The organism is Streptomyces olivaceoviridis (genome assembly GCF_014650115.1).
Lineage (GTDB): Bacteria > Actinomycetota > Actinomycetes > Streptomycetales > Streptomycetaceae > Streptomyces > Streptomyces olivaceoviridis.
Genome location: NZ_BMUI01000002.1, coordinates 25,080 through 49,601, shown reverse-complemented (window position 1 = coordinate 49,601; position 24,522 = coordinate 25,080). Strand labels below are relative to the sequence as shown.

The following is a 24,522-nucleotide window of genomic DNA, read 5'->3' as shown; positions in this document are numbered from 1 at the left end:
CCGCTCGGACCTCGCGAAGTCGTACCGCCACCTCGGCAGGTTCCCCGCCCCCCGGGTCCGCGCGCTCGCGCGTCAGGTATACAGCGGCAGGGCCGGTACGCACCCGAGGTACCGGCACAGCGACAAGGAGACCCGATGCCCGCCGAACCGAAGGGGCTGTCCGTCTTCTACCCCGCGCCGCCCCGGGACCTGGACGGCATGGCGGCCTTCGCGTCCTTCGTCCGGCGCCTGGGTGCCGGACGGCTGTGGCTGGGGCAGTCCTTCCACCTCGAATCCCAGCTGGCGCTGGCCGCGCTCGCCGCCCGGCAGCCGGGTCTCCCGCTCGGCACCGCGGTCTCCCTCGCGCCGCTGCGCCATCCGTACCAGGCCGCCGTCGAGGCCCGCACGATGAGCGTGCTGTCGAAGGCGCCCTACGTCGCCGGGTACGGGCCGGGCTCGCTCGACCTCCAGGAGCGCCTGCTGCCGGAGCCGTACGGCAGCCCCCTGACGGCCATGGCCGATTACGCGACGGTCATGCGGCGGTTACTGGACGGAGACGCCGTCGAGCACCGGGGCGCGGCGCACACCACCCGCTACGTCCTGCCCGAACTGCCGGGTCCGGGCGTCGAGGTGGGGCTCGGGGTGCTCCGCCCCGGGATGGCGAGAACCGCGGGCGCCTGCGCCGACGTGGCCATCACCTGGCTCGCGCCACTGCCCTACCTCACCGGCCGGATCATGCCCGCGCTGCGTGCCGGGGCCCGTGCGGCTCACCGGCCCGTGCCGCGGGTGGCGAGCGTCGTGCACCTCGCGGTACGACGGCCGGGGCGCGACCTGGACCGGGTGGCCTTCGCCGCCGTGGGGGCCCACCTCGGGTCCGCCCACTACACCGACATGCTCCGCCGGGCGGGGCTGGACGTCGACCCGGGCCGCCCCCGGGAGGCGGCCGGCCGGCTCGTCGGCGACGGCGTCCACCTGACCGGTGATCCCAAGGACATCGCGGCGCGACTGCGCGCGTACCGGGCCGAGGGTGTCGACGAGGTGATCCTCAACGTCACCGGAGTGTTTCTCACCGAGGGCGCACGTGCGGCCCTGGAGGACCTGCACGCCGTCACAACCGCTTTCCAGTCCTGATCCGGCGACAACTTCCCAGCTCACCAAGGGAATTCGCAAAGTCGTTCCTACATCCGAGAAAACTACCTGTGGGAAGGTATTTTTGGCTGCGGCCGGTCGGCCGGCGGCCGGCACCCGCTGCGGTGGGTGGGTAACAAGGGGGAACACCGGATGTTAGAGATGTACGAGGGGCACCCGACCATCCCGGAGAGCGCCGCCGTCGCAGCCTTCGTCAACGAGATCTTCGCCTCGCTCCCGCGCGTCGACCAGCGCAGGTGGGCGCAGGCATACCTGCACGGTCTGCTGACCGTGCCGGGCAGGAAGACCCTGCGCGGCCTCGCCCAGGCGGTCACTCCCCGTACGGCGTCCGCGCACGGTCTCCAGCAGTTCATCAACGGCAGTCCCTGGGACTGGGCCCCGGTGCGCCAGGCCCTGGCGCGGGCCATCACCGGACACGGCCGGCCACGGGCCTGGAGCATCGCCACCATCACCATCCGCAAGCGCGGCCACCACTCGGTCGGCGTCCACCGGCGCTTCGACCCCCGGGCCGGACGCGTCCTCAACTGCCAGCTCGCCATAGGGCTGTTCGCGGTCACGCCGCACGGCAGCCTGCCCGTGGACTGGCGGCTGCTCCTGGACGGCACCTGGAGCACCGACACCGTACGGCGCGGACGGGCCCGTGTGCCCGACACGGAGACCGCGCGGACCCTGGCCGAACACGTACGGGAACTGGTGACCGGGGCCCCGGCCGTGCCTGACGGGAGCCAGGCGCCCTGGGTGCTGGACCTGACCGAGACCCCGGACGCCGCCCTGGTCGTCGACGCGCTGACGGAACACGGGCAGGACTTCCTGTGCGAGGTCGGCCCGGCCCAGCGGATGCACCTGGCCGCCCTGGGCCGCCGTCCCGTGTCGGCCGCCACCGCCATGACCCACCGCCCGGGACAGCCGGCCCTCGCGTCGGCGGTCCCCCCGGACGACCGCCGTACGGGGCGCTTCCTGCTGCACACCGGACCCGCCTGCCTCGCCGGAGGACCGCACCGCGTCCCGCTCTCCCACCGGCTCGTCATGCAGCCCGCCTCGCCCTTCCACCGGGACGGGCGGTACTGGCTCACGAACATGGCGACCCGGATCCACGAGGTGCCGGCACTGGCGGAGACCGTCACGGCCACGGACTGCGCCATCGCCGACCTCATCGACGACTTCGGCGTCCAGGACTTCGAAGGGCGTTCCTATCCGGGCTGGCACCACCACATGACGATGGCCGCGGCGGCCTACGTCTTCAGCCGCCTCCACCACACCGCGCCCCGGGCCTGCCGGCACGGTCACCACCCGACCCCGAGGGGGGCGCTGCTCGAACTCACGTCCTAGACGACGTCACGCCGATGCCGTATCCGAGCCGAAAGGCAGGGGGAAGGAACGACAATGGCCCACCGGAAGTCGTCGAACGCCGGCGGACCTCCATCCGACCGCACGTCACCGAACGAGACGCCGACGGCGGAGGAGCACGCCGTCCTCACGGCGGTCTCCCCGGCCGTTCACACGGTCGACATCAGCGACCTGCTCCCCGCGGACTCGCCCCGCAGCGTCCAGGAGGACGACGAACACGTCCGTACCCTCGCCGAGAGCGACGCGCCACTGCCACCCGTGATCGTGCACGCCGGCACCCTGCGCCTCATCGACGGGACGCACCGCGTGCACGCCGCCAGGCTGCGCGGACAGACGACGATCCCGGCCCGCTTCTACGAAGGTCCGGACGACGGCGCCTTCGTCCTGGCCGTGGCCTCGAACGTACGGCACGGGCTGCCGCTGTCCAGGGCCGAGCGGCTGACCGCCGCCGAACGCGTCCTCGACTCGCACCCGCACTGGTCCGACCGCGCCGTCGCCCAGGTCACGGGCCTGTCGGCGACCACGATCGGCAAGCTCCGGCAGGGGTGTGCAACCGGCCGGGAACAGCAGTTGCACACCCGGATCGGCCGGGACGGGCGGGCCCGTCCGGTCGACGGGGCGGACGGCCGGGAGCGCGCGGCGGCCTTCCTCCGACGGCACCCCGACGCGTCCCTGCGGCAGGTGGCGCAGGCCGCGGGAATCTCCCCCGGCACCGCGCGCGACGTACGCCGGCGATTACAGCGCAGCGAGGACCCGCTGCCGCCCCGGTTGCGCCGGCGGACGGGGGGAGCCGCGCAGGCCGACCCGCTCCGACCGCCGGAGCGGACCGGGCGCCGGCCGAGCGGCCCGACACTCGCGGCCCTCATGCGGGACCCCTCCCTGCGGCACACCCAGACCGGGCGCCTGCTGCTGAAACTGCTCGACAACCGGCTCCTGTCGCAGGCCGAGAGCGAGCGGCTGATAGCCGGCCTCCCGCCCCACAGTCTGTCGGGACTGTCCGCCGCCGCACGCGAATGCGCGCAGGTGTGGCTCGACTTCAGCAGACGCCTGGAAGAAAGAGGATGAGCTCTCCATGCCGAACACACCCTCCACGCCACACGCACGCGGTGCGCGCCGGCACGTGCGGGCCCCGGAACTGTCCCGCGTCCCCCAGGTGAACGAACTGCTGGACACACTCGGGCTCGGCCGGCTGCGCGAGGCGGACGTGACGTCGTACCCCGGCCGGAACGCCAACTGGGCCGGCACCACCACGCGCGGCGTCAAACTGTTCGTCAAACGGCTCGACGGCGCGGGGCGGGCACCCGGCCGTCGGCTGGAGCGGGCCATCGCCTTCGAACAGGCCCGGCGCGCCGGTGACCGCTCCCGCCACCTCGGACCGACGTGCCTGGGCTGGGACCCGGCCGCCTGCCTCATGGCGTTCGAACTGCTGGAGGACGCGCGCTCGGGCAGTGACGTCGCCGAGACCGACGACGGCTTCTCCACGGCCTGGTGCGAGCGGGCCGGCCAACTCGTCGCCGACGTCCACGACCTGGCACCGCACCCGTCGCTGCCCGCCGCACCCGCGTCCTTCTTCCCGCGCGAGTCGTTGCGCGCCCTCACCGCGGAGACCTACCTCGACTCGACGCGGGCGGAACTGGACGCCTGGGCGCTGCTGCAACGCGACACCCTGCTGCACGAGGCCCTCGACCGGCTGCGGGACGCCTCGGCCACGGCCGTCGCCCGGCCCCTCCACGCCGACCTGCGCCTGGACCAGTTCCTGATCTCGGCGGGCGAGATGTACCTGTCGGACTGGGAGGAGTTCTGCCTCGGCGACCCGGCCCGCGACCTCGGCAGTCTCGCGGGGGAGTGGCTGTTCCGCTCGCTGACCCGGGTGATCCGCGGTGAGAGCGCGCCCGCACCGACCCACGAGGAGATGACCGCACGGCTGACCGAGGCGATCACCGCGGCCCGGGTGCGGATCGCCGCCTTCTGGCAGAGCTACCTGACCGCCCGGCACCGGGCGGCGGACGCGGGGCGGGCGTGCTCCCACGGTGCGCCGGACCGGGGCCTCGCGGTACGCGCCGCCGCCTACGCGGGCTGGCACATGTACGACCGCCTGCTGGCCGGCGCCACGCAGTCCGCCCGGCTGGGCGCGGTCGATCGCGCCGCCGCCGGAATCGGCCGACGGATCCTCCTCACCCCCGAACGCTTCACGACGACCCTGGGCCTGGAGGTGGCCGCATGACCGGTAACGGGCGTTCGCAGGAGGCTCAGCATGCGTTCCTCCTCAAAACCGCGGCTGAGTCCGGAGGCGGTCGTATGACCAGGGGCACGCGTTTGCCCGAGGGCTTGCGGGCGGCCCTGCACGCCGTCCGTGTCGATGCCGCCGCGGCCGAGGCCGAGTTGGCCGACCGGCGGGTGGCCGCCGAGGACGCGCGGCAGTTGACCGGTCTGCTCGCCGACGCCCTCTACGCGAGCCTGCACGCCGGTCTGCCCGAGTCGTCGGCCCCTTCCCGGCGGCTGCGCGACCCGGAACTGGAAGAGGCGCTGGCCCGTCAGGTGCCGCACGCCACCTTCCCCTCGGACGCCGAGCCGATCGGCAGTCACGCACCGGTTTCCGGCACCGGTGGCGACGTCGTGGTGCGGACAGGGGGTGTGGCGGTGGCGGTACCCGGCGCCTGGCTGGACGGGCCGGTGCGGAACGGGCGACCGGTCAGACTCGCCTGGCCGGCCGCCCACCCGGCGGTCTCCCCGGGATTCTTCTTCGTCACCGGCTCGCAGGGACCACCGCCCAGGGAGCAACCCCTGCTCCGCGTCTACCTGCACGTCCGCGACGAGGGCGCCGCCCCCGCGCTGTTCGGGCGGGTGCTGAGGGCGCTGGAGGCCGGCGGGCGGCCCTACAGGGCCAAGGCGGCCTCCGTTCCTCATCAGTACCCGCGGTACGACGCCGTCGTCGTGTATCTCGCGGCCCGGGACCGGGCGCTGGCCGACCTGGTGGCCCGCGAGGTGGAGGGCCATCCCGCACTGGGCGAGGAGACGTCGCTCTTCGCCCGCCGGCACGCGCCCGGCCTGGCATCGGCGGCGGAGCCCGGGGACCCACGGCCGGGCATGCGGGGGATGAGCTTCGGCCAGCACCGCAGTCACGTCATGGCCCAGGCCCTGGTCGAGCACGCCACCACGGGCCGCGGCGAGCCCCTCGACCTGTTGCTCGTCCGCCGGCTGGCCGAGGCGTCCATCGATCCCTCCGACCCGTCCCGCAATCTCGCCGCATGATGTAGCGCGTATGTCACACGGCGGTCACCCGGAAAGGCACCGGAGTGTGCAAGATGCATCTTGGTGGTCAGATCCGTGCTTGCTATAAAAGAAATGTCTCCGGCCGGAGCCTCTGAAAACAAACAGGAGGTAGCAGCATGATGAACGAGACCGCCGAACTGGCCACTGGTTTCGACGCCTACACCGACCTTGAGGAACTCGCCGCCGTCGTCGAGGCGTCGACCGAGGCCAAGACGCCGGGATTCTCCATCACCCCGACCTTCAGCCTCACCGGCCAGCACTGACGAACCGCGCCGCACGGCGCGGACGCCGAGCCCGGGAGAACTCACCGAGTTCTCCCGGGCTCTTTTGTCGTCCGAGGCGTGCAACTTCCGGCCGACGGGGCTTGCCCGAAGTCCCGGTCCTTCCCAGAATGGAACACGCAGCCGCGAGGTGGGAGCACTGTTCGCGGAGCGAGCGAAGAAGCCTCGGATTCCCCTTTCGGAAGGTGGATCCGCTGTCCGGCGCCAAGACTGCTGCCGTGAGGCCGAAGCTCTCCTGTTTCAGCGTCAACGTCGACGCGTTCTCTCCCAGTTCATGTCCTGCGGTTTTCTCTCGTAGCCCATTCCGGGACAGTACGGAGCTAAATCATGAATGAATTCAGCGTCGAGCACGCGCTGCCTTCCGTCTTGCCGGACGAGGAGACGCAAGCGTGGCTGGACCGGGTCCAGCGGATCGCACCGGTCATCGAGGCGGCGCGCGAGCAGGCCGACCGCGAGCGCGTGACCCCGCGGCCCGTGTTCGAGGCCCTGCGGGACGCGGGGATCCCGCGGATGTGGGTCTCGCGGCGGTTCGGCGGCTCCCAGGTCAGCATCCGGACCGGCTCCGCCGTCATCCAGGCGCTCGCCCGTCTGGACGCCTCCGTGGCCTGGCAGATGGGCGTGCAGGGCGCCATCGGCCGGCTCGCCGACTACCTGCCCGAGGCCACCTCCACCGAGCTGTTCCGCGACCACGACGGCCTCGTCGTGGGCGGCGTCAACCCCTCCGGCCGCGCCGAGGCCGTCCCCGGCGGATACCGGCTCAGCGGCGAGTGGGCGTTCGCCAGCGGGTCGGCCCACGCCGACTGGCTGGTGTGCGCGGCCTTCGTCACCGAGGGGGGAGAGGTGCGCCGCACCGACAGCGGCCCCGAACTGCGCATGCTGTTCGTGCCGCGCAAGTCGGTCGAGTTCCAGGACACCTGGTACACCGTCGGGCTGCGCGGAACCGGCAGCAACCACTACACCGTCCAGGACGTCTTCGTCCCGCGTGAATACACCGTCGACGGCGCGGAGATGGCCCGCCCGCCGGCCGCCCGGGAATCGCGCGCCTACGCCGTCAGCTACGACGACTTCGGGCCGTTCACGTCCGCCTCCACCGCGCTCGGAATCGCCCAGGACGCGGTCGGCGCGTTCAAGGAACTCGCCGTCAAGAAGACCGCGACCGGTGCCGGCAGCACGCTGGCCACCAGCCACGTGGTCCAGGAGAAACTGGCGCGTGCCGAAATACTCGTGCACACCACGCGCCTGCTGCTCGCCGACACCGCCGACCGCGTCAGCGCATTCGGTGAGACCGGTGGAAAGCCGCTGACGGCGCTCGTACGCCTGACCGCCGCGACGGTGGCGGAGAACACCTCGGCCGCGGTCGACATCGCCTACAACCTGGCGGGCGCCACCTCCGTCTACGCCACCAGCCGGCTGGAGCGCTGTTTCCGTGACGTGCATTCCGCGGTCAAGCACATCACGCTGTCGTCCACGCACTACGAAATGGCCGGCCAGTACCTCCTCGGCGGAGAACTGCTGAAGCGCCGGTGACCCCGAGAAGTATCCAAGAATCCGATGCCGGCACATCCCGGAGGAAACCAGTGGAATCGATGAAGGCAGTTCAGCTCCTGGCCCCGCGCAAGACCGTTCTGGCCGAACTCCCGGTCCCCGCGGCCCCGGTCGACGGCCTGTTGATGAAGACGCGGTGCGTGTCGATCTGCTCCACCGACATCTCCTTCTACGAAGGACACCTCTTCCCGTCCGAATATCCCGTCATCCTGGGTCACGAGTACCTGGGCGAAGTGGTCGACATCGGCCCCGAGTTCGACGGCGGCTCCGTCGACGTCAAGGTCGGGGACCGCATCGTCTACTGGGGCCAGACGGACTTCGGCGGCTTCGCCGAGTACCGCACCGTGCGCCCCATCTTCTCCGGTCAGGTGAAGGAGGACGTCTTCGCCGCCGACCGCAACTTCAACGACGACCGGCGAGCGGCGGCGGTGAAGATACCGGAGGAGATGGGCGACCTGGAGGCGTCGTTCATCGAGCCGGTCACCGGCGCGATGCGCTCGGTGCTGTCCAACCCGCCGCGGGTCGGCGACAAGGTGCTCATCCTGGGCACCGGCCCCATCGGCATCATCGCGGGCAGCGTGATCAAGAAGCTCCTCGCGGCCAACACGGTCGTCTCCGTCGACACGAATCCGGCCCGCAACGCCTTCGCCGAGAGCCAGTTCTCCGACCGGGCCTACCTGCCGGAGGAGCTGATCGACTCCGTCCCGGAGGGGACCTTCGACTACGTCTTCGACGCCCTGCCCACCGTCAAGGGCGTGGACGAGGAGAAGGACCCGCGCCGGGTCGCGATGCGCAAGATGAAGGCCGGGGGCCGCTACGTCCTCTACGGGGCGTCCCAGGAGATGCAGAAGTTCGACACCTGGCTCATGCTCGCCAAGGGCATCAACATCCGCTCGGCGCCCTTCGACGTCACCCACTTCCCGATGCACAAGAGCGCCAACGTCATCGCGGCGGCCATGCAGATGCTGCTGAGGGGCATCGTCGACGGCAAGGCGCTGCTGTCCACCGTCCACCCCTTCGACGACTACGACGGTCTGGTGGCCATCTTCGAGAACTACCGGTTCACCACCGACCTGAAGACCATCGTCGACTTCCGCAAGTGACCCGCCGCCGGGTGTGCCGCCGGCGACCACCGACCGGCACACCCGGCGCGGCGCCCCCGCCCCAGCCCGCTGCACAAGGAGCTTCCGGATGGACGACGAAGACACGCAGGCACCGCGAGCGCAGGCCGGCCTCGTGGTCGTGGCCAACCGCCTGCCCGTGAGCCTGGAACGCGACGCCGCCGGCCGCCCGCACTGGCGGCACAGCCCCGGAGGCCTCGTCAACGCCCTGGAGCCGTTCCTGCGCGGAAGGCGGGGCGTGTGGGTGGGGTGGCCCGGGACCACGGCCCACGACCTGCCCGCCCTCCCGGACGACGGCCTGCGCCTGCACCCCGTGCGGCTCTCCGCCGACGACGTCCGCGGTTTCTACGAGGGCTTCTCCAACGGCACCCTCTGGCCGCTGTACCACGACGTGATCGTGCCGCCCGAGTACCACCGCGGCTGGTGGGAGGCATACGTGCGGGTCAACCGCACGTTCGCCGAGGCCGCGAGCAGGGCCAGCGGTCCCGGAGCCACCGTGTGGGTCCAGGACTACCAGCTCCAGCTCGTGCCGGCCATGCTGCGCGAGCTGCGCCCCGACGTGCGCATCGGCTTCTTCCTGCACATCCCGTTCCCGCCCGTGGAACTGTTCATGCAGCTGCCCTGGCGGACCGAGATCGTGCGCGGCCTGCTCGGCGCCGACCTCATCGGCTTCCACCGGCCCGGCGGCGCGCGGAACTTCCGCTGGCTCGCGCACCGGCTCACCGGCCTGCCCACCGCACCGCACCCCGCGTCCGGTCCAGGCCAGGAGATGGTCCGTCTCGGCGACCGTGACGTCCGCATCGGGGCCTTCCCCATCTCCATCGACGCGGCCGAACTCGACCGGCTCGCCCGGCGGCCCGACGTCCAGCGGCGCGCCCGGCAGATCCGCGAGGAACTCGGCGACCCCGAGAAGATCATCCTCGGGGTGGACCGGCTGGACTACACGAAGGGCATCGACGTCCGCCTCCGGGCGGTCCACGAGATGCTCTCCGAGGGGCGCATCCGTCCCGACCGGGTCGCCTTCGTCCAGATCGCCATCCCCAGCCGCGAACGCGTCGAGCACTACGTCCGGTTGCGCGAGGACATCGAGCGCGCCGTCGGACGGGTCAACGGCGAGTTCAGCCGCGTCGGCCGGCCGGTCGTCCACTATCTGCACACCTCCGTCAGCCGGGAGGAACTCGCCGCCTTCTACAGCGCGGCCGACGTCATGCTGGTGACCCCGCTGCGCGACGGCATGAACCTCGTCTGCAAGGAATACGTCGCCTGCCGGTACCGCGAGGACGGGGCCCTGGTGCTCAGCGAGTTCGCGGGCGCGGCGGCCGAGCTGACCGGAGCGTTCCTGGTCAACCCGCACCACCTGGACGAGGTCGAGAACGCCCTCGCCGAGGCACTGGCCCAGTCCCCGCACCAGGCGCGCCTGCGCATGGGCGGACTGCGCCGCCAAGTCCTCACCCACGACGTGGAGTTCTGGGCCCGGTCGTTCCTCGCCGCCCTGTCCGACGGCCGCCCCGGCGTTCCCGGCTCCCCCGTGGCGGACGGTTCCGCGCCGCTCGCCTCCGACACCGAATGGGCCCTGACATGACACCCGTACCGCCCGTCCCCCCGCGGAAGGCCGTCATCCCCGCGGCAGGCATGGGAACGCGGTTCCTGCCCGCCACGAAGGCCACGCCCAAGGAGATGCTGCCCGTCGTCGACAAGCCGGCCATCCAGTACGTCGTCGAGGAGGCCGTGGCCGCCGGACTGACCGACGTCCTCATGGTCACCGGACGCAACAAGAGAGCGCTGGAGGACCACTTCGACCGCAACCAGGAGCTGGAACGCCTCCTGCGGGCCAAGGGCGACCACGGCCGGCTGGAGAAGGTGCGGGCCACCAACGACCTCGCCGCCCTGCACTACGTGCGACAGGGAGAACCCAAGGGACTCGGCCACGCCGTCCTGTGCGCCGCCCCGCACGTGGGGGACGAACCCTTCGCCGTACTGCTCGGGGACGACCTCATCGACCCGCGCGACCCCCTGCTCGCCCGGATGGCCGAGGTCCAGGGCGAGTACGGCGGCAGCGTCATCGCCCTGATGGAGGTCGACCCCGCGCAGATCCACCTCTACGGCTGTGCCGCGGTCGACCTCACCAAGGACTCCGACGTCGTCCAGGTGACCTCCCTCGTGGAGAAGCCGCAGCCCGGCACGGCGCCCAGTGACCTCGCCGTCATCGGCCGGTACGTGCTGTCCCCGGCCGTCTTCGACGTCCTGCGCGACACCCCGCCCGGCAGGGGAGGGGAGATCCAGCTCACCGACGCGCTGCAACGGCTGCTGTCCGACGGGGACGAGCAGATCCACGCCGTCGTCTTCAAGGGCCGCCGCTACGACACCGGTGACCGCGGCGACTACCTGCGCGCCATCGTGCGGCTCGCGTGCGAACGCGAGGACCTCGGCGAGGAGTTCCGCACCTGGCTCCACCGGTATGTCACCGAGTCGATGCCGAAGAGCCCCTGACACCGGCCACCCCCCTCACCCGGCCGGCCACCCCGGCCCCGCGAAACGGATGTTCTCCATGACCGTCGACCGTTCCCTCTTCACCCGTGCCATGGCCCGCGTTCCGGCTCCCGTGACGATCGCCACGACCGTCGACGCGTCCGGCGACCGGTGGGGCTTCACCGGCAGTTCCTTCAGCTCCCTGTCCCTCACGCCGCCGCTGGTCCTGATCTGCCTGGACAAGAAGGCCAGCACCCACCACGCCTTCGTGACCGCCGAGCGGTTCCTGGTCAACGTCCTGGCCGCCGACCAGAGCGACGTCGCCCTGCGCTTCGCCCGCTCCGGCGTGGACCGGTTCGCCGACGGCGACATGGAGACCTGCGAGTTCGGCCTCCCCGGCCTGCGCGACGCGGCGGCGCGCGTCGCCTGCGCCCTGCACGACATCGTCGACGGGGGAGACCACAGCATCCTCATCGGCCGCGTGGAGGCGACCCACACCGGTGACGGCGTCCCGCTGGTCTACAGCGACCGCTCCTTCGGCCGGCCCGTTCCCGAGGCCACCGCCGTCGGCGCCCGCTGACACCGCCGGACGCGCCACCAAGGGACAGCGACCCGTTGAGACCACTCCATGTGGCCCTGCTCGGCACCTCACACGTGCACTTCCGCGACTACCACGACCTCCTGGCCCGCGACCCCCGCATCTCGGCGGTCGTGCTCCCCGCGGCACCGGACACCGGCGACAGGCCGGCGTTCGGTGCCGCGTCCGTGCGGGAGGCGCTGCGGTGCGCGGACGCGGCCGTCATCACCTCCACCACCGCGCAGCACGCCCAGCTGCTGCCCCACACCGTCAGGGCCGGCGTACCGACCCTGGTCGAGAAACCCCTGGCGGCGACGGCCGGACAGACCGCCCGTCTGCTGCTGCTGCCGCCGGCGGCCGGCGCACCCACGACCACCGCCATGTTCCTGCGCTGCGCGCCCGGCCTGCGACGGGTGCGGGAACTGCTGCGGCAGGACGTCCTCGGGCCGCTCACCGCCGTACGGCTGGGCTTCGCGCACACCGGGCTCACGGACGGCGTGTTCACGGGGGAGGCGGCCTGGATGCTGGATCCCGCCCACGGGGCGGCCGGAGCGCTGAGCGACCTCGGCATCCATCTGATCGACCTGCTGCTGTGGCTGGCCCCGCGCCGGCCGCTCGACGTCCTCGACGCGGAGCTGCGCCACCGCCCGGGGCTTCCCCTGGAACCGGCCGGCACCGCGGTGCTGCGCTGGGGAGGCGTCCCGGTCACCCTGCACGCGAGCTGGATCGGTCCGCGCACCGGCTTCACCGCGCGCTTCGCGGGGCGGCACGGCACGATCCAGGTCGCCGGCGGCAGCGTCACGCTGCGGACGGGACGGACCGGGACGACGTGGCGGCACGAACCGCCCCAGGCGCGGGCGGTGCTCACGGCGTTCCTGCGGCAGCTCGGCGGCCGGCCGGCCTGGCAGCCCCCGGACCACGGCGACATCCGGCGTACGGCCTCGCTGCTGGAGGAGATCGCCGGCGTGGCCCGGCGCCGGCGCTGATCCCCGGCCGGGCCGGGGCGGACCGGTCAGTCCTGGCGCTGGAGGCCGGCCTCGCTGCGCGCGCCGTCCAGGATCGCGTCCAGGAGGCCGGGGTAGCGGTGGTCGAGGTCGGCGCGGCGCAGCGACAGCAGGTTCTCCCGGCCCGAGGGGCGCTGCCAGATGACGCCGGCGTCGCGCAGAACGCGCCAGTGGTGCGTCATCGACGACTTCGAGACCCCGTCCAGGATGCTGCCGCAGTTGTGCTCCTCGCCGTCGCTGAGGACGCGGACAACGGTCAGGCGCATGGGGTTGCCGAGGGCGCTGAGGACGTTTTCGATGCGGATCTGATCACGGTCGGGGTGGTGGGCGATCATTGTCCCACTGTACCGCGACAGTATGACCATCCCCTGGGCGTGCGCCGCTCGTTGACCGGTGCGCCGGCTCATGGCCGAATCTCGTTCCCCCGGTTGCTGACGGTTCGATTGTACGTAAGCATGTGAACAGTCGTACTGGTTGGGCTGCCCTGCCCACGACCCGAAGGGGCTGACCTCTCATGTCCACTTCACCCACGCTCCAGTCGGGCCACGCGGGCCCGGACGGGCGACGGCTGGGCTGGAGTCTGGCGCTGCTGGCCTTGGCGCAGCTGATCTTCTCGCTCGACCTGAACATCGTCTTCGTCGCGCTGCCCGACATCGGCGACGACCTGGGCTTCCCCGGCCAGACGCAGCAACTGGTCGTCAGCGCCTACGTCGTCTTCGCCGGCGGCTTCCTGCTGCTCGGCGGTCGGGCGGCGGACCTGCTCGGGCGACGCCGGATCTTCGTCCTCGCACTCACCGTCTACGCCGTGTCGTCCCTGGCCGGCGGGCTGGCCGGCAGTCCGGCCGTCATCATCGCCGCCCGTGCCGTCCAGGGCATCGGTGGCGCGCTCCTGCTGCCGTCCACGCTGTCCCTGATCAACACCCTCTTCGAGGAAGGGCCCAAGCGGAACCGGGCACTCGCCGTGTGGGGCGGGGCCGGCGCGAGCGGTCTGACCGTCGGCGCGCTGCTGGGCGGCATCCTCACCGAGAGCTTCGGCTGGCCCGCCGTCTTCTTCGTCAACGTGCCGCTGGCCGGTCTCGTCGCCCTCGCCGCACTGGCCGTCATCCCGCGCGACGAGGCGCGCACCGCGGGCCGCCGGTTCGACCTGCCCGGCGCCCTCACGGTCACCGCCGGTGCCACGCTGCTCGTGTTCGCCCTGGTGGAGGGCCCGGAGAACGGCTGGACCGCGCCCGAGGTCATCGGTTCCTTCGTCGCCGCCGTCGTCTTCCTGATCGCCTTCGCCGTCATCGAGTCGCGCAGCCGGGACCCGCTCATGCCGTTCCGGCTGTTCCGCAACCGCAGCCTCAGCGTGGGCATCACGGTCACCTTCCTCTACATGGCCACCTTCGGCACCCTGCCGTACTTCCTGACCGTGCTGCTCCAGTCCGTCCACGGCTTCAGCGCGCTCCAGACCGGCCTGGCCTTCCTCGTGCCCTCCGTCGCCATCGCCACCGGCACCCAGCTGGGCGAGCGCCTGACCACCCGGCTGGGCACCCGGCCCACGCTGCTGGCCGGCTTCCTCGTCGGCGCCGTGGGCACGGCACTCCTGGCCTGGGGCTTCGACGCGGACGCCACCTACCTGATGGCCGTACCCGGACTGATCGTCTCCGGTGTGGGCCAGGGCATCGTCTGGACCGCCATGTGGATCGCCGCCTCCACCGGAGTCGCCGCCAACGAGCAGGGCATCGCCAACGGCATGGCCTCCACCACCCTCAACATCGGCAACGCCATCGGCCTGGCCGTCCTCACCGCCATCGCCGACGCCGGCACCGGGGGCAAGACCGGCCAGGCCCTGAAGGCCGCCACCGCCGACGGCGAGTTCCTCGTCGTCCTGCTCACCGCGGTCGGCATGGTGGTCGGCCTGCTCATCACGCTCGGCCTGCCCAGCAAGAAGGCGCAGGCCGCCTCCGCGGCCGTCGAGGATCCCGTCCTCACGGTTCGGTGAGCGCGACCGGCCACCACGCGTCCGACCATCCCCCGCGGGGCGCGCACGGCGGCCGACGCGCTCGGGTGCCCCGGCGGCCACGGCCGCCGGGGCACCTTTCCGCGCGGAAGGCCGCGGACCGTCACCGGCCTACGGCGTTCACGCCGCGCGGCGCCGGGACGGGAAGCCATGGCCGCGCGCGGCGAGCACCACGGCGAGCACGGGCAGCAGGAGCACCAGCACCGTCCAGGGGAAGGAGCCGCTGCCGGCCGCGTCCAGCAGGACGCCGCCCAGCACGCCGCCGCCGGCCATGGCCACGTTCCACAGCGTGACCAGCATCGCCTGCGCCGCGTCGGCCCGGTCGCCGCCCGCGTCGCCGACGGCGGTCTGCAACAGGGTGGGCAGCCCGCCCCAGCCCAGCCCCCACAGCGCGGCGGCGACGTACACCGGCGCGCCGCCGTCGCCGAGCACCCCCAGCCAGGCCGCGGCCACCGCCACCAGCAGCGTGCCGGCGATGGTCAACGAGCGCAGCCGGTACTGGATCTGCGCCCCCACCACCCAGACGCCCAGTAGGGACGCGACACCGAAGGCGAGCAGCACCAGGTCGGTGTCGTCACCCATCCCCAGACCGTCCAGGAACGTGGCGATGTAGGCGTACAGCACCGTGTGGGCCAGCACGAAGACGAGCGTCACGAAGAGCACCGGGCGCACGCCCGGCACCCCCAGCGCCCGCAGCATCCGCGGGCGTTCGCCGCGCGGCAGGCCCGGATGGTCGGGCACCACGGCGGTGATCCACACCAGCAGCACCACCGCGAGTGCCGTCATCGCCCAGAACGCCACGCGCCAGCCGAGGGCCTGGCCGAGGAAGGTCCCGGCGGGCACACCGAGGGAGAGCGCCACCGGGATCCCCGTCATGGCCACGGCGATCGCCCGGCCCTGGAGGGGGACCTCCACCATGCGGCGCGCGTAGCCGGCGAGCAGGGACCACGCCAGGCCCGCGGCGACACCGGCGAGGAAGCGGGCCACCATCGTCAGGCCGTAGACGGACGACACGGCCGTGACCGTGTTGGCCACGGCGAAGCCCGCCACGGCGGTGAGCAGCAGCCGCTTGCGCCGCCAGGCGGCGGTGGCCGCCGTCAGCGGGATCGCGGTGAGCGCCGTGCCGACGGCGTAGACCGTGACCGTCTGCCCGGTCGCGGACTCGCTCACCCGCAGGTCGTGGCTCATCCCGGGGAGCAGGCCCGCGGGCAGCGTCTCGGTGAGGCTGGTGAGGAACACCGCGGTGGCGAGGGCGAGCAGCGCCGGCAGCGGCAGTTTCCCGCCGCGCCGCCGCGCGGGCGGCGCGGCACCGGAATCCCTGCCGGAGGGGGCGGCCGTGTCGGGGGAGGCGGTCATGGTGATGCACTCCGTATCTCGTGGATCCGTGTCTGGTGCAACGGTGCGGGCGGGCGCTTGCGGAATGCTTCGGAAATCCTTCGGGAACGTCGCGGCGCCGGACGGGACGGCCGAGCCGCTCACCGGACGGGTACGGTGGTGCGCATGCGGTTTGGGGTGCTCGGACCACTCGCGGTGTGGGACGACGAGGGGGAACCGCTCAAGGTCCCCGAGACCAAGGTGCGGGCGCTGCTGGCGGATCTGCTCGCGCACGACGGCGGCCCCGTCTCCGCCGACCGGCTCGTCCACGACCTCTGGGGCGACCGCCTCCCCGGCAATCCGGCCGGCGCGCTCCAGGCCAAGGTCTCCCAACTGCGCCGGGTGGTCGGCCGCGAGCGGCTGGTCCGGCAGCCGCCGGGGTACCGGCTGCGGCTCGGCCCGGCCGACGACGTGGACACCGAGCGGTTCGGCCGGCTCGTCGCCGAGGCGCGCTCGGTCGCGGACCCACGGGTGCGGGCGACCCTGCTCACCGAGGCCCTCGGGCTGTGGCGGGGGCCCGCGTACGCCGACTTCGCCGACGAGGAGTTCGCCCGCGCGGCCCGGGAGTGCCTCGGGGAGCAGCGGCTGGCCGTGCTGGAGGAGCGGGCCGAGGCCCGGCTGGCGGCGGGGGACCACCTGCTCCTCGCCGGCGAACTGGCCGCGCTCGTGACCGAGCATCCGCTGCGGGAGCGCCTGCGCGCGGTGCAGATGCGGGCGCTGTACCGCGCGGGCCACCAGGGCGAAGCGCTCGCCTCGTACGAGGATCTCCGCACCCGCCTCGCCGACGAACTCGGCGCCTGCCCCGGCCCCGCCCTGAGCGCCCTGCACCGGGCCATGCTCCGCCAGGACCCGTCGCTGACCACCGACCCCGCGGCTCCGGCCGGGGCCACCGCGCCGAGCCACCAGCTCACCGTGCCGGGCCCGCAAGGCACCGCGGCGAGCCCCCACGGCACCACGCCGCACCCGGCCCCGGCCGACCGGGTGCCGCCGTACCCGGCGCCCTCGTCGCACCCCGGGGCCGCCGTGCCGTACTCCGAGGCCGCCGCGCCACCGCACCCGACGCCGTGGCCGCGGACGGCCCCGCGGACGCCTCCACCGCCGTCGCCCCCCGAGACCACCCCCGCCACCGCCGCCACCCCGACCAACCTCCCCCACCCCCTCACCCCCCTCGTAGGCCGCGACCAAGCCCTCGCCGACCTCTCCCCTCTGCTCGCGCGGCAGCGGCTGGTCACCCTCACCGGTCCCGGTGGCGTCGGGAAGACGCGTCTCGCGGTGGCCGTCGCGCAGGGGTTCGCGTCCGGAGGCGTACCCGACGGGGTCTGGTTCGTGGAGTTCGCGGGTCTGCGCAGCGCCACCCCCGACGACCTCGCCGGGATCGTCGCCGCCACCCTCGGCATCCGCGACGACGCCCCCTCCGCCCCGCCCGCCACCGGCACCGTGGCCGCCTCCCCCGTGCACCGGCTGGCCGCCGCCCTGCGCGACCGCCGTACCCTGCTCGTGCTGGACAACTGCGAGCACGTCGTCGCGTCCGCCGCCGAACTGGTCGGGCTGCTCCTGCGCGGCGCCCCCCGGCTGCGCGTCCTCACCACCGGCCAGGAACCGCTCGCCCTGGCCGGTGAAACGGTGTTCCTGGTCGAGCCGCTGCCCACCCCGGACGCCGTGCGCCTGTTCACCGAGCGGGCCGCCGCCCGCGCGCCCGGCTTCCGGCTCGGCACCGGCGAGGACAAGGGCACCGGCGAGGACCAGGGAGCCGACCCCGCCCTCGTGGCCGAGATCTGCCGTCGGCTGGACGGCATCCCGCTCGCCCTGGAACTCGCCGCGTCCCGCGTACGCGCCCTCGGCGTAAGGGAGTTGGCCGCGCGGCTCGACGACCGGTTCCGGGTGCTGACCTCCGGGCAGCGGGGCGCGCCCGCCCGTCAGCAGACCCTGCGCGCGATGATCGACTGGAGCTGGGACCTGCTCGGCGTGCCGGAACGCCTCGTGCTGAGCCGTCTCGCCGTGCACAGCGACGGCTGCGCCCTCGACGCGGCGGAGGCGGTGTGCGCGGGGGAGGGCGTGCCCGGCGGCGCGGTGCTCGACCTCGTCACCCGGCTCGTGGAGAAGTCCCTCGTCGTCGTCACGACCGGCCCGGCCGGCCCCCGCTACCGCCTCCTGGAGTCGGTCGCCGCCTACGCCGTCGAGCGACTGCGCGACACGGCCGACGAGTCCGCCGTACGCGAGCGGCATCTGCGGCACTACCTGGCGCTCGCCGAACGCGCGGAGCGGCGGCTGCGCGGACCACGGCAGCGGGACTGGCTCGCCCGCCTGGACACCGAGGCGGGCAATCTGCGCGCCGCCCTGGAGGAGGCGGTGCGCCGGGCCGCCGCCGGACGGAGCGAGGAGGCCGTACGGCTGGTCACCGCCCTGTCCTGGTGGTGGCTGCTGCGCGGCCGGCTCACCGAGGGCCGCCGCGGCCTGGCCGCCGTCCTCGCCGCCACCGCAGGTGATCCCGATCCCGAACTCGTGCTGCTGCACAGCGCGTTCGTGCTGCTCACCGGCGAGCGCACGGTGACCCCCGCCACCGACGCCGTACCCGACCCCGTGCGCCGCGCCCGGGCGCTGTGGCTGAACGCCTACGGCGGGTTCAGCGTGGGCGACCTGGACGGCAGCCGCGCCCTGAACGCCCGTGCCCTGGCCCAGTTCGAGGCGGTGGACGAGCGGTGGGGCACCGCCGCCGCGCTCGGCCTGCGGGCGGCGCTCGCCCTGGTCCGCGGTGACCTGGACGCGGTGGCCCGCGACGGACGGCGCAGCCGTGCCCTCTTCCGTGAACTGGGCGACGGCTGGGGGGAGTTGCAGACCGTCTCACCGCTCGCCGTGCTCGCCGAGATCAAGGGGGAGTACACGCAGGCGGCCCGGCGTCAGCGCGAAGGTCTCCGGATCGCCCGGGAGTTGTGTCTTCAGGCCGAGGTGTCGGCGCGGCTGTCCGGGCTCGGCCGCCTGGCGCTGCTCGCCCACGACTTCGACCGCGCCCGCGAACTGCACGAGCAGGCCCGCCGGATCGCCGTCGAACAGGGCTACAAGTACGGCGAGATCCACGCCGACATGGGCCTGGCCCTCGGCGCGCGGCGCTCCGGCGACATCGACGCGGCCGAGGCGCACCTGCGGCGCATCCGCGCCGCCCACGCCGACGTCTCCTCCCCGGCCGGTGACCACCTCCGGCACGCCGAACTCGGCTTCCTCGCCGAACTCCGCGGCGATGCCGCCCGGTCCGCCGCCCATCACCTGCGCGGCCTCAGGATCGCCCGCTCCCTGGACGAGCCCCGTGCCCTCGCGCTCTGCCTGGAAGGGCTCGCCGGGACGGCCGCCCTGTGCGGACACCGGTCCGGCGCCGCCTGCGCGGCCCTGCTCCTCGGCGCCGCCCACGCCGCGCGCCGCAGCGTGGGCGCGCCCCTGCCGCCCGCCGAGCGCGGCGACGTCGACCGCGTCACCGCCGCGGCGCGGGCGGTCCTGGGTCCGCAAGCCTTCACCGAGGCGTTCGAGCGCGGTGAGCGGCTGACCCCCGCCGAGGCGGAGCGGCACGCGCGCACCGCCCTGTCCGGGCCGGCGGACCGTGCCGCCCGCGCCCGGTGCGCCGCCACCGCTCCCCGCGCGTCCGGCCCCGCTCACCCCTGACGAGGTGGTACGCCCAGGCCCGTCGGGTACCCGGTGGGCCGAGGGAGCCCAGGGAGCGATGCGCATGGCGAGGAACGCGGGGCAGGAAGCGGAAGGCCGGGTCCGGGCCGAGCGTCTGCGCCGTACGGCGGCGGACGTCTTCGGCTGGGAGCACCTCCTGCCGGAGCAGCTCACGGCCATGGAGTGGGTGCTGGGCGGCCACGACACCCTGGTCGTCATGCCGACGGGCTCCGGCAAGTCGGCCGTCTACCAGGTGCCGGCGCTGCTGCTGCCCGGCCCGGTCGTCGTGATGTCACCGCTGCTCGCGCTCCAGCGGGACCAGATCGCGGGTCTTCCCGAGGGCGACGACGCCCCGGGGGCCGTCGCGGTCAACTCGGACCTGGGCGCGGCGGAGACCGAGGCGGCCTGGGAGGACGTACGGTCGGGCCGGGCCCGTCTCGTCTATCTGGCCCCGGAGCAGCTCGCCCGGGACGACGTGGTGGAGGCGCTGGCCGGGGTGGGCCCGGCCCTGTTCGTGGTGGACGAGGCCCAGTGCGTCTCCTCGTGGGGCCACGACTTCCGCCCCGACTACCTGCGTCTGGAGCAGGCCGCGCACCGTGTGGGCAGACCGCCCGTGCTGGCCCTGACCGCGACCGCGGCCCCGCCCGTGCGCCGGGAGATCACCGAGCGTCTGGGCATGCGCCGGCCCCGGCTGATGGTCACCGGGTTCGACCGGCCGAACATCCGGCTGGAGGTCCGCCGCTTCCTCGACGAGGACGAGCGCCGGCAGGCCGTGATCGAGCGGGCCGCCGCCGAACCCAAGCCCGGCATCGTCTACGCGGCGACCCGGAAGGACAGCGAGCGGTACGCGGGCGAACTCGCCTCTCTGGGGCTGGCCGCCGAGGCCTACCACGCCGGACTGCGCGCCGGCGAACGCGCCCGCGTCCACCGTGCCTTCCTGGCCGGTGAGACCGACGTCGTCGTGGCGACCTCGGCGTTCGGCATGGGCATCGACAAGGAGGACGTACGGTACGTCCTGCACACCTCGTTGCCCGGCTCCCTGGACGCCTACTACCAGGAGATCGGCCGCTGCGGCAGGGACGGGCACCCCGCGCTCGCGGTGCTGCACTACCGGGAGCGGGACACCGGGATGCAGACGTATTTCGCGGGCAGGACCCCCGGCCGCACGGTCCTGTCGCGGGTGGCCGAAGCCGTCCATCGGCATCGCGGGGACCCCGCCGGCCTGGAGGAACTGCGCGAGGAGACGGGACTGTCCCGGAACCGGGTCACCGCCGCGGTCAACCTCCTTCAGGAGGCCGGAGCCGTGGCCACGGCGGAGGGCGGCGCGGTGCGCCCGGCCGAGGGCGTGTCACCGGGCCGGGCGGTGGAGCGGGCGCAACGGGCGGGCGAGGCCCACCGCCGTACGGACCGGTCTCGCGTGGACATGGCGCGGGCCTACGCCGAGACGACCGGCTGCCGACGGCACTTCCTCCTCGGCTATTTCGGCGAGGCGTACGAGGCCCCGTGCGGGAACTGCGACACCTGCGAGGAAGGGGCCGCCGGCCAGGCCGACCGCGGCGCGAGCCGCGACCAGCGGTCCGCGCACCCCTGTGCCGCCGCGTTCCCGACCGGGACCGAGGTACGGCACGAGAAGTGGGGCGAGGGCACGGTGCTCAGCGAGGAACCGGACCGCATCACCGTGCTGTTCGACCGGGCCGGCTACCACACGCTCTCCCTGGAGGCCGTGGCGGACCACGACGACCTGCTCACCGTCCTGCGCCGCCCCGGCGAGGAGCGGCAGGACACCTGACGGGTCCGCGCTCTTTGCGAGGACTCGCGGGATCACCGGTTCCGGCCCGGTGGTCCCGCGAGCCGTACGCCTGATCGCGGAGCGCGCGTCAGCCGCGACCGGGCGCGTACGACGTCGGCATGCCGCGCCGTGCCTCGGACGACTCCGCAGTCCGGGCGGCGGCGCTGGCGGCCAGGGCCAGCAGCAGGGCCAGCGCGCCGACGATGACGTTGTTCACGATCGTCTTCGTCGTACTGACGTTGCCGGCCACCACCCACGGCGCGATGATCGCCCACACGCCGAGAGCGCAGGACGCCCACGCCATGCTGTGGGTGCGTTCGTAGGCCCGGCCGAATCCGCCGCTCATCAGGACCGCGTAGGCGATACCGGTGAGCAGGTTGGTGACCGCCAGGGTGGACAGGTTGTTGAAGCCCGTGATCCAGGGCGACGCCGCGAGGTACAGACCGGTGAGCAGCGCCATGGTCTCGACGGCCTGGCCCTGGGGCGTGCTCGTGGCGCGCTCGGCCATCTCGTGCCGAAGGCGCATGTCGACGATGTCGGGGTGCGTCTCCATGGACGGCCTGGGGGAAGTGGTCATGGTCTTCACCTTCGGAGGGTGTAGTACGTCCGGACTTCCGCGAGTACCCCGATCGGGGCGCGCAATCTGGGGCGAAAGGGGCGGCGCGTTCCCCTCCGGGCCCGCTGGCGCACGCGGGGGATCAGCGAAAGGACGCGGACGGCCTGTCCGGGCGGGTGGCGCTCCTCAGGCTTCCGCCGGCCGTCGTCGATCGGCGGCAGGGTGGGTGCGGGCCAGGAGGAGGGTGATGTCGTCGTCCACCGGTCCGTCGGGGACCAGGGTGTCGATGACCGATGCGCACAGCTCGTCCAGACCGGAAACAGGACCGGCGAGAGCGGCGCGCAGCCGCTGCAGTCCGCGGTCGACGTCGTGGTCCGTCTCGATCAGACCGTCGCTGTACAGCCCCACCACGCTGCTGTCCGGCAGCTCCACCTCGATCGATTCGTAGGAGCCCAGCCCCACCCCGATGGGCGCGCCCGGAGGTACTTCGGCGAAGTCGACCGACCCGTCGGGGGAGATGATCGCGGGCGGGGGATGGCCGGCACTGGACATGCTGCACCGCCGGGATCCCGGGTCGTACACACCGTAGAAGCAGGTGGCCTGGAAAGCCGCTGGTATGGAGGGGCCGTCGTCGAAGCGGTACCGGGCGGCGTCGAGGGCGAGTTCGTCCATGAGGCGGAGCACCTCGTCCGGCGGCAGTGCCAACTTGCTGAGCGCACGGGTCGTGGCGCGCAGGCGTCCCATGGCCACGGCAGCGTGGATGCCGTGACCGACCACGTCCCCGACGACCAAGGCCACACGGGCGTCGGACCGTTGTATGACGTCGAACCAGTCGCCGCTGACACCGCCATGGGTGTCCGCGGGCAGGTAGCGGGTGGCCACCTCGACGGTGTCGCCCCCTGACAAGCGGTGCGGCATCAGGTCGCGTTGGACGGCGAGGGCCGCTGTGCGTCCGCGTGTGTAGCGCAAGGCGTTGTCGATGACCAGTGCGGCCCGCGCCGCGAGTTCCTCCGCGAGAGCGAGGTCCGCCGCGCTGAACGGGACCGGGTTCTCGCTGCGCACGAAGACGGCGATGCCGAGCATCGCACCGAGGGCCTGCAAGGGGACGATCATGAGGGAGTGCATCCCGGTCCGGCGGATGACCCGGACCCGGTCCGGGTCTGCGTCGAGCCATGTGCCGGAGGAGGTGTCGAGCACGGGTTCGAAGTAGGACCTGCGCTGGTCGAGCACGGTGGTGAAAGGGGACTCCGGCGGAACGTAGACCGGCGTTCCGCGTGCCCAGAGGGACTCGCGGAGATCGTCGTGGATGGAAGCGGCGCCGGCGCGGTAGAAGCCGGGGATGCTCGAACCGGTGGACTTCAGGCGTCTGAGGGGCTCCTTGTCCAGCGGCACGGCCTGGAGCAGGTCGATGGTGACGTAGTCGGCGAGGTTCGGTACCGCTGTCTCCGCCAGGCTCTGACTGGTCGCCAACGGGTCCAGATCGGTGCCGATGCGGCTCTTCGCCTCATTGAGCAGCCGCAGTCGCCCGCCTTCCTGCCCGGTGCCGGCCCGTACGACCACGGAACAGACGCCCAGGGGCCGACCGTCCGGCCCGTCGAGACGGACCAGCGCGACACGGTAGCAACGGCCGGGAGCCCGAGCGTCGGCCGGCCACAGTTCGTGCCCGAGCAGCGGCTCGCCGCTGCGGAAGACGCGCGCCATGGCTCGTTCCAGGAACTCCGGGTGACGAGCGCGGACCACGTCCGTGACATGACCGCCCAGCTCCGGCTCGGAGCCGTAGAGGTCCTGGTGGTGCACGCTGTCGTTGGACCAGACGCACCGCAGTTCCCGGTCCCAGAGGGCCAGACTGATCGGCGAGTGGTGCAGGAGCCCGTCCACCGCGGCCGGATCCAGGCCCGGTCGGTCGTATGCGCTCGGCCCCCACACGAGCCACCCCGCGCCGCCGTCGGCGTCCAGAGGAGTGATCCGCAGGTACGCGGTCGCCTCACGGCCGTCGCGGCGGCGGATCCGCACCCGCCCCGACCAGGGGCTACCGGCGAAGACACGGGCTGTTTCCGGGGCGCTCGTGACCAGCAGCCTCCTGGCGGGGCTGTGGAGCACTTGGCCGGCCGAATGGCCCCAGAGGCGCTCGGCGGCCCCGGTCCACAGGGAGACCGTCATGTCGGCACCGAGCACCGCCAGGACGTCACCCGGTTCCACAGCCCGCTCCTCAGCCGGGGACCTCCCAGCGCGATCCGTGGACATACCGCAACTATGCCGCGCGTGCGCCGGTCCCTGCCATGGCAGCAGGGAGCAGCGGCTTCGTGTGCCATGGGGCCGCGGCGGACTGTCCGGCGCGCTGAGGCAGGAGCCGCCGAGCAGCGTGGCACCGACGACGTGCGCGCGGAACGGCGCGACGCCGAGCT

At 73.1% G+C, this 24,522-nt stretch carries 19 protein-coding genes; 15 read left to right on the top strand and 4 right to left on the bottom strand.

The genetic code is table 11. The features are described from left to right. Positions 1-135: 135 nt before the first annotated feature. The 12 genes from IE273_RS04135 to IE273_RS04080 all read left to right on the top strand — a co-directional run bounded on the left by IE273_RS04135 (position 136) and on the right by IE273_RS04080 (position 12,727). A complete protein-coding gene (locus IE273_RS04135) occupies positions 136-1,110 on the top strand; it encodes an LLM class flavin-dependent oxidoreductase (RefSeq protein WP_189813762.1) in 975 nt (324 codons plus the stop codon). A gap of 150 nt (positions 1,111-1,260) precedes the next feature. Then, entirely contained in the window at positions 1,261-2,457 is a 1,197-nt protein-coding gene (locus IE273_RS04130; RefSeq protein WP_229887070.1) for an IS701 family transposase, read from the top strand. A gap of 54 nt (positions 2,458-2,511) precedes the next feature. Continuing rightward, positions 2,512-3,540, top strand: a complete 1,029-nt coding sequence (locus tag IE273_RS04125; RefSeq protein ID WP_189813761.1) for a ParB/RepB/Spo0J family partition protein — start codon at positions 2,512-2,514, stop codon at positions 3,538-3,540. A 7-nt stretch (positions 3,541-3,547) separates the two neighbouring features. After that, complete coding sequence (lxmK, locus tag IE273_RS04120) at positions 3,548-4,699, top strand: class V lanthionine synthetase subunit LxmK (RefSeq protein ID WP_229887069.1); 1,152 nt, start codon at positions 3,548-3,550, stop codon at positions 4,697-4,699. A gap of 74 nt (positions 4,700-4,773) precedes the next feature. Continuing rightward, complete coding sequence (locus tag IE273_RS04115) at positions 4,774-5,727, top strand: T3SS effector HopA1 family protein (protein ID WP_189813760.1); 954 nt, start codon at positions 4,774-4,776, stop codon at positions 5,725-5,727. 137 nt (positions 5,728-5,864) lie between these two features. Continuing rightward, the gene (locus IE273_RS04110; RefSeq protein ID WP_189813759.1) at positions 5,865-6,011 is read left to right on the top strand and encodes an LxmA leader domain family RiPP; all 147 of its coding nucleotides are present in this window, start codon (positions 5,865-5,867) and stop codon (positions 6,009-6,011) included. 345 nt (positions 6,012-6,356) lie between these two features. Then, positions 6,357-7,556, top strand: a complete 1,200-nt coding sequence (locus IE273_RS04105; RefSeq protein ID WP_189813758.1) for an acyl-CoA dehydrogenase family protein — start codon at positions 6,357-6,359, stop codon at positions 7,554-7,556. Positions 7,557-7,615: 59 nt separating this feature from the next. Next, on the top strand, positions 7,616-8,677 hold the full coding sequence (locus tag IE273_RS04100; RefSeq protein ID WP_229887068.1) for a zinc-dependent alcohol dehydrogenase: 1,062 nt from the start codon (positions 7,616-7,618) through the stop codon (positions 8,675-8,677). Positions 8,678-8,765: 88 nt separating this feature from the next. After that, entirely contained in the window at positions 8,766-10,277 is a 1,512-nt protein-coding gene (locus IE273_RS04095) for an alpha,alpha-trehalose-phosphate synthase (UDP-forming) (protein WP_189813757.1), read from the top strand. After that, on the top strand, positions 10,274-11,185 hold the full coding sequence (gene galU / locus IE273_RS04090; protein ID WP_189813756.1) for a UTP--glucose-1-phosphate uridylyltransferase GalU: 912 nt from the start codon (positions 10,274-10,276) through the stop codon (positions 11,183-11,185). Before IE273_RS04095 ends, galU begins: the two co-directional genes overlap by 4 nt. Before the next feature lie 58 nt (positions 11,186-11,243). Then, on the top strand, positions 11,244-11,744 hold the full coding sequence (locus IE273_RS04085) for a flavin reductase family protein (RefSeq protein WP_229887067.1): 501 nt from the start codon (positions 11,244-11,246) through the stop codon (positions 11,742-11,744). 35 nt (positions 11,745-11,779) lie between these two features. Continuing rightward, a complete protein-coding gene (locus IE273_RS04080) occupies positions 11,780-12,727 on the top strand; it encodes a Gfo/Idh/MocA family protein (protein ID WP_229887066.1) in 948 nt (315 codons plus the stop codon). Between the two features lie 26 nt (positions 12,728-12,753). On the opposite strand, the gene IE273_RS04075 is transcribed toward IE273_RS04080, so the two are convergent. Next, positions 12,754-13,080, bottom strand: a complete 327-nt coding sequence (locus tag IE273_RS04075) for an ArsR/SmtB family transcription factor (RefSeq protein ID WP_059262028.1) — start codon at positions 13,078-13,080, stop codon at positions 12,754-12,756. Between the two features lie 179 nt (positions 13,081-13,259). On the opposite strand from IE273_RS04075, the gene IE273_RS04070 reads away from it, so the two are divergent. Further along, positions 13,260-14,729, top strand: coding sequence for an MFS transporter (locus tag IE273_RS04070; protein ID WP_175252306.1), 1,470 nt, complete (start codon positions 13,260-13,262; stop codon positions 14,727-14,729). A 138-nt stretch (positions 14,730-14,867) separates the two neighbouring features. Here the strand turns inward: IE273_RS04070 and IE273_RS04065 are convergent, their stop codons facing one another. Then, entirely contained in the window at positions 14,868-16,103 is a 1,236-nt protein-coding gene (locus tag IE273_RS04065) for an MFS transporter (RefSeq protein WP_189813754.1), read from the bottom strand. Positions 16,104-16,247: 144 nt separating this feature from the next. On the opposite strand from IE273_RS04065, the gene IE273_RS04060 reads away from it, so the two are divergent. Together IE273_RS04060 and IE273_RS04055 are read left to right on the top strand one after the other, a co-directional pair. Beyond that, positions 16,248-19,772 carry an AfsR/SARP family transcriptional regulator gene (locus IE273_RS04060; protein ID WP_189813753.1) on the top strand — a complete coding sequence of 1,175 codons (3,525 nt, stop codon included), beginning with the start codon at positions 16,248-16,250 and terminating at the stop codon, positions 19,770-19,772. A gap of 64 nt (positions 19,773-19,836) precedes the next feature. Next, positions 19,837-21,561, top strand: a complete 1,725-nt coding sequence (locus IE273_RS04055; RefSeq protein WP_189813752.1) for a RecQ family ATP-dependent DNA helicase — start codon at positions 19,837-19,839, stop codon at positions 21,559-21,561. Between the two features lie 88 nt (positions 21,562-21,649). On the opposite strand, the gene IE273_RS04050 is transcribed toward IE273_RS04055, so the two are convergent. Further along, positions 21,650-22,138: an SPW repeat protein gene (locus IE273_RS04050; RefSeq protein WP_229887065.1), complete on the bottom strand. Its 489-nt coding sequence runs from the start codon at positions 22,136-22,138 to the stop codon at positions 21,650-21,652. 165 nt (positions 22,139-22,303) lie between these two features. Then, positions 22,304-24,316 carry a SpoIIE family protein phosphatase gene (locus tag IE273_RS04045; protein WP_189813751.1) on the bottom strand — a complete coding sequence of 671 codons (2,013 nt, stop codon included), beginning with the start codon at positions 24,314-24,316 and terminating at the stop codon, positions 22,304-22,306. Positions 24,317-24,522: the final 206 nt, after the last annotated feature.